This is a genomic window from Gemmatimonadaceae bacterium, assembly GCA_036003045.1.
Classification (GTDB): Bacteria; Gemmatimonadota; Gemmatimonadetes; order Gemmatimonadales; family Gemmatimonadaceae; genus JAQBQB01.
Map to the genome: position 1 here is coordinate 1 of DASYSS010000034.1, position 6,217 is coordinate 6,217.

A 6,217-nucleotide genomic window follows, 5' to 3' on the forward strand; every position below is an offset into this window, starting at 1 on the left:
TGATGACGGTGGCGCCTCGTGGCGCAGCATCGGTCTCGAGGGGAAGCGGATCATGTCGATCGCCGCGAGCCCCGCTCAGCGAGATCTCGTGTGGGTGGGCACCGAGCCGAGTGAAGTGTGGCGTTCGGAGAACGGCGGCGCGACCTGGGAGCAGACCGCTGCGTTGGAGACACTGCCCTCTTCACCCGAGTGGTCGTTCCCTCCGAAACCGAGCACACACCACGTTAGATGGATCGCGTGTCACCCGCGCGACGCCGACCGACTGTGGGTCGCGATCGAGGCTGGTGCACTCGTGTCGACGTTCGATGGCGGACGCAGCTGGAATGACCGGGTGAACGACGGCCCGTGGGACACGCACGAGTTGGCGATCCACCCCGACGCACCGACTTCTCTCCGCGTCGCCGCCGGCGACGGCTACTTCGAGAGCGACGATGGTGGCGCGACGTGGCGCTCGCCGGAGGACGGTCTCGACGTCGGCTATTTTTGCAGCGTGGCGATCGATCCGGCCCGCCCCGACGTCGTCATAGTTTCCGCATCATCCGGCCCGCGTTCCGCGTACGTCGCCGGCGTGTCGGACGGACGTTTGTATCGGCGTGAGGGGAACTCACGATGGCAGCGTGTGAGAGAGGGCTGGCCCCACCCACCGAACACGATCGCGCCGCTGCTCACGGCGGGGAATTCTGCCGGAGAGTTGTGGGCGGCTGATGAGCGTGGTGTGCACTGGTCGAGTGACGGCGGCGTGAGCTGGCGCATCGTCGCGCGATTCGCGGCAACGCCGACCAATTTGCGCGGCCTCGCCGTAGTCGGCTGACTCCGTTTTTGAGGCGCTTACTTACGACGCTTGTACGGAGGCAGCGCCGAGACGGCCCTCGGGCGGCTCGGCGTGTCGGCGATCGCATGGAGGCCCGTGGTCGCACGACTTGTGCTGTCGACGCGAATGACGGATGATAGAAACGGCCCATCATCGAGAGCGGAGGACGCATGAAGACCAAGACTATCATGCGCATCACCGGAGTCCTACTCGGCGCGGTCGCGCTCCTCTCCGCCCTGCCCCGACCCGCGACACACGTCGGCGAGACCGACATCGCCGGCGTCGTGACCGGCCCGCGCGGACCCGAGGCGGGCGTCTGGGTGATCGCCGAGACCAACGACCTGCCGACCAGGTTCGTTCGCATCGTCGTGACCGATGATCAGGGCCGATACCTGATTCCCGATCTCCCCAAGGCAACGTACAACGTTTGGGTGCGCGGCTACGGCCTCGTCGACTCACCAAAATCCAAAGCGACCGGCGGCGAAACGCTCAACCTCACGGCCGCCGTCGCGCCGAATGCGCGCGCCGCCGCGGCGTACTACCCCGCGGGCTACTGGTTCTCGATGCTCAAGGTGCCCGAAAAGAACGAATTTCCCGGCACCGGTCCCAGCGGAAACGGCATCTCGCCGAACGTGAAGTCGCAGGGCGACTGGATTCGCACGATCAAATCCGGCACCTGCCTCGCCTGCCACCAACTCGGCAGTAGAGGCACGCGACAACTTCCGCCGGAGTACAGCCAGATCAAACCGAGCACGGCGGCGTGGGAGCGCCGCGTCCAGTCCGGTCAAGCAGGTTCGCAAATGCTCTCGGCGATCGACGGTCTTGGCCACACGCGCGCGCTGGCGCTGTTTTCCGATTGGACGGACCGCATCGCCGCGGGCGATGTACCAGAGAAAGCACCACAGCGGCCGCAGGGAGTCGAGCGAAACGTCGTGATCTCCGAATGGGATTGGGCCGATCCCAAATCGTATCTCCACGATCTCGTCTCGACGGATCGCCGAAACCCGACGCTCAACCCGAACGGTTTGATCTACGGATCGCTCGAGCTGAGCAGCGACTATCTCCCCGTGTTGGATCCGGTCCGCAACACGATCAGCCGAGTGCCGCTCACTGTGCGGGATGCGGCGACGCCGATCGCCGCGGGGCTGAGCACCGGCGCGCCGTCGGCCTACTGGGGCACCGATTTCCCCTGGACGAGCAAGAACAACGTTCACAACGCGATGTTCGACGAGAAGGGACGCGTCTGGATCACGTCGACGATTCGGCCCGCCGACAATCCGGCGTTCTGCAAGGCCGGATCGACGCATCCTTCGGCGAAGCTCACGCCCGTCAACCGTTCGGGACGTCAGCTCGCGATGTTTGATCCCAAGACGAAGAAGCTCACGCTTATCAACACCTGTTTTAGCACGCACCATTTGATGTTCGCCGAAGACGCCAATCGCACGTTGTGGACGAGCGGCGGCGGACCAGTCGTCGGCTGGTTCGACACGAAGCTGTTCGACGAGACCGGTGACGAGGAACGCTCGCAGGGATGGACGGCGCTCATTCTCGATACGAACGGCGACGGCAAGCGCGGCGAGTTCACGGAGCCGAACCAGCCCATCGATCCGACGAAAGACCATCGAATCAACGCGGGCTTCTACGCGGTGTCTCCAGCGCCGGATGGCACGATCTGGGCGTCGACACTCGGCTATCCCGGAGGCGTGGTCCGTCTCGTACCCGGCGCGCATCCCCCCGAGACGGCATTGGCGGAGTACTATGAGCCTCCGCTCAACAATCCCAACGCGCCGACGGTGGGATTCTCACCGCGCGGCATGGACATCGACCGCAACGGCGTCGCGTGGGTCGCGATGGCGAGCGGCCACATGGCGAGCTTCGACCGTCGCAAGTGCAAAAGCCCGCTCAACGGTCCGACGGCGACCGGCCAACATTGTCCCGAGGGCTGGACGTTCTACGCCGAGCCGCTGCCGCAGCTCCAGAATGTGAGCGATCCCGGGAGCGCGGAGGCGAGCTACTACACGTGGGTGGACCAGTTCGACGCGCTGGGACTGGGCAAGAATACGCCGATCAACACCGGCAACGAATCGGAAGGATTGCTGGCGCTCAAGGACGGCAAGTGGGTGATCCTCCGCGTGCCGTATCCGATGGGTTTCTACACCAAGTGGATGGACGGCCGCATCGACGACCCGAACGCCGGCTGGAAGGGCCGCGGCCTCTGGGCGACCGTGAGCACGCGCGCGCCGTTTCACATGGAAACTGGCAAGGGTACGACGAGCAAAGTGATCCACTTCCAGCTGCGTCCGACTCCGCTCGCGCGATAATCACGGCTCGAAGGCGGAAGGCCCCGGGGCCGCGACTTGACAGCGCGCGCCGGACCGGGCTACGGTTGGCGCACTCACAAGTCCGGCTCGTCCGGACAGCTGCTCTCCCCGACGAAGTGGAGGGACGCTCAACATGCGACCGCGTGTCGCCACCGTAGTATTCGCCGCGTTGCTCGGCGCGGCCTGCGACGTTCCGACGTCGATCCCGAACTGGGACATGACCTGGGATTTCCCAGCGAGCAGCGCGACGATCCTCGTCAGCTCGATCCTGCCGAACGGCGTGACGCTCGCGCCGAACGGACTCACGTTCCAGGCGAACGTGAACACGATCACGCTCACGCGAACGCTCGCGCAGGATTGCCCGCAATGCACCGCCGGGGTCGCAACGCCCAAGCCGAGTTACACCGCGTCGACGACCAGCGCGGCGACCTTCCTGCCCGCCGGCCTGAGCTCAGCGACGCTGCTCGGCGACACGGTGTACGTCACCATGGTGAACCGCTATCAGTTCGACCCGATCAATCCGGGCGCGGGCGCGGCGGGCAGCATGACATTCACTGTCGCCAGCGGAGCGACCGTGCTCGGGACGCTCACGCTGAATGGGCCGGCGAATGCGATCCCAGCGAACGGTGCGACGACGACGGCGAAGATTCCCGTGTCGGGCGTCGTGACGACGGCGGGAGTGAGTCTTCGCGTCGACGTGACATCGCCGCAAGGGAGTATCATCACCCTCACGAACACCGGAGCGCAACAGTTCACCTACACGGTGCGCGCGGGCGGCAGCGCGCAGGGACCGCTCACCGCCGCGAACGCCAGTCTGACGCTGACCAATCAACAGATCAAGTCAAATCCCAGCGACTTCAGCTTCAACTTCGGCTCGGCCGACCGCGCCGATTCGGCACTCGTGTTCGTCACGATCGCCAATCCGTTCAACGTGAGCGGCAACCTGAACGTGAATTTCCTCGGCTGCGGCGACGGAAACGGAAATTTCTTCGATTCGTGCCCGACGCAGACGATTCTCGTCTCCCGTGCCGTGCAGATCGCGCCAGGCACGACGACGACCACGTTCAAGTTCGGCCCGGTAGGCGCGAAGGCTTTGCTGAACGCGAAGCAAATGGGTTTCGGCGGGTCGCTGTCGGGAACGACGACGGTGACGCCGAGCGAGGCGGTGACGATCAACAATCGCGTTCAACTCACCATGCACACGGGGAGTCAGTGATGCGTACTTCGTCCAGTCGTCACGGCCTCCGCGTCGCGGCTGCCGCGATGCTCGTTCCGCTCACGACGACGCTTTCCGCGCAGCAGCTCAACACCAGCGCCGCGGCACTTGGCCTCGGCGGAAATTTTGTCGCGCGCGCCCGCGGGTACGAAGCCGTCTCGTGGAATCCGGCCAACCTCGGACTGCCCGGCAATCCGGGGTTTTCGCTCACCGTGCTGCCCGTGACCGCCAGCTTCACGCTCGACCCGATCACGCTCGCCGACATCAACGACGCCACGAGTTACAAGGTGCCCAACGTCGTTCCACGCGCGACTCGGCAAGCGTGGCTCGACAAGGTCAAGGCGGCGGGCGGTGAGAAGGGGACGCCTTCGGGCGGAGCGAACGTCGCGGCGAGCGTGGGTCCGTTCGCCGCGCAGGTCGGATTGACGGCCTTCGGGTCCGTGAACCTGAACCCCGACGCCGTCGAAGCCATTCTCTTCGGCAACGTACCGGCCTCCGGCTCGGGCGCCGACGGCACGAACGTGCGGACGCTGAATCTCAAAAACTCCAAAGCCAGTTCAGGTGCTGTGACGAGCGCCTCCGTCAGTTACGGACGCGCCTTCGGGGACCACAAGCCCGGCTCCGCCACGCTCGCTTTCGGTGCGACGCTCAAGTGGATCGGCGGCGCGTTCGTCACCATCGCCCAAGATGCCGGGAGCAACATCAACGCGAATGGCGGCACGATCTCGCTCCCATCCGTCGGCTCGCGCTCGTTCCAAGACTGTCGCGATGATACCGGTCAGCTTACGCCAGGTTGCACGCCGATGTCGGGAGCCGGTGGGTTCACCGGCAGCGGTTTCGGCGCCGACGTCGGCGTCTCCTGGCTGAAGGACAAGCTCGGGCTCTCGGCTGCGATTCAGAACGTGTTCAACTCGTTCAGCTGGAACGAGTCACTGATGTCCTATCGACCGGGCTTGGGCCAATTCGACGTAAGCGGCGACACCGCGAACTTCGACCAGCAGGCGTACGCGAACGCGCCGGCCAACCTCAAGAGCGCGCTTGCGAACTACAGACTCAAACCCACGATCGCCGCCGGACTCGCCTACGACTGGAGGAAGGATCTCACCGTCTCCGCCGACGCACGCCAGCAAATGGGCGGCGACGAGGCGATCGTGATCGGGCCGAAAACGAGCGTCGGCGCAGGCGTCGAGTATCGCGGCATCCCGATGCTGTCGCTCCGCGGCGGTGCCGATTACATCACCGGTGGAACCGCGGTGGCGTTTGGCGCTGGGCTGAGGATCAAACGCTACGAGCTCGGGGCGGCGATTGCTTTGCAGCAAGGCGACAATAAGGGAACGAGTCTGTTGGTCAATCTGTTCTCGATTCGCTAGAGGGCGGTGACGTCCCTTACGACGCTGACGTCCCTTACGACGCTGACGTCCTTACGACGCTGACGTCCTTACGACGCTGACGTCCTTACGACGCCGACGTCCTTACGACGCCGACGTCCTTACGACGCCGACGTCCTTACGACGCCGATGTCCTTACGACGCCGATGTCCTTACGACGCTCACATCTTTACGGCGCCGACTTAATTACAGCGCCATCGGAGCGCCGGGTCACGCTCTTTCGGACGTCAGCGCCCTTCGGACGTCAGCGCCCCTCGGACGTCAGCGCCCCTCGGACGTCAGCGCCCCTCGGACGTCAGCGCTCTTCGGACGTCAGCGCTCTTCGGACGTCAGCGCCCCTCGGACGTCAGCGCTCTTCGGACGTCAGCGCTCTTCGGACGTCAGCGCTCCTAGGACGTCAGCGCTCCTAGGACGTCAGCGCTCCTAGGACGTCAGCGCTCCTAGGACGTCAGCGCTCCTAGGACGTCAGCGCTCCTAGGAC

4 protein-coding genes are annotated in these 6,217 nt (G+C 65.1%); all 4 read left to right on the top strand.

Going from position 1 to position 6,217, the window contains the following annotated elements; all coding sequences use genetic code 11:
- A partial coding sequence (locus tag VGQ44_08395) for a hypothetical protein (GenBank protein HEV8446826.1) occupies nucleotides 1–811 on the top strand: 811 nt, incomplete at its 5' end.
- A gap of 170 nt (nucleotides 812–981) precedes the next feature.
- Nucleotides 982–3,132, top strand: coding sequence for a carboxypeptidase-like regulatory domain-containing protein (locus VGQ44_08400; protein HEV8446827.1), 2,151 nt, complete (start codon nucleotides 982–984; stop codon nucleotides 3,130–3,132).
- A gap of 133 nt (nucleotides 3,133–3,265) precedes the next feature.
- Entirely contained in the window at nucleotides 3,266–4,348 is a 1,083-nt protein-coding gene (locus VGQ44_08405; protein ID HEV8446828.1) for a hypothetical protein, read from the top strand.
- Nucleotides 4,348–5,718 (top strand): hypothetical protein, encoded by a 1,371-nt coding sequence (locus VGQ44_08410; GenBank protein HEV8446829.1) that lies wholly within the window; start codon nucleotides 4,348–4,350, stop codon nucleotides 5,716–5,718. Before VGQ44_08405 ends, VGQ44_08410 begins: the two co-directional genes overlap by 1 nt.
- Nucleotides 5,719–6,217 lie beyond the last annotated feature (499 nt).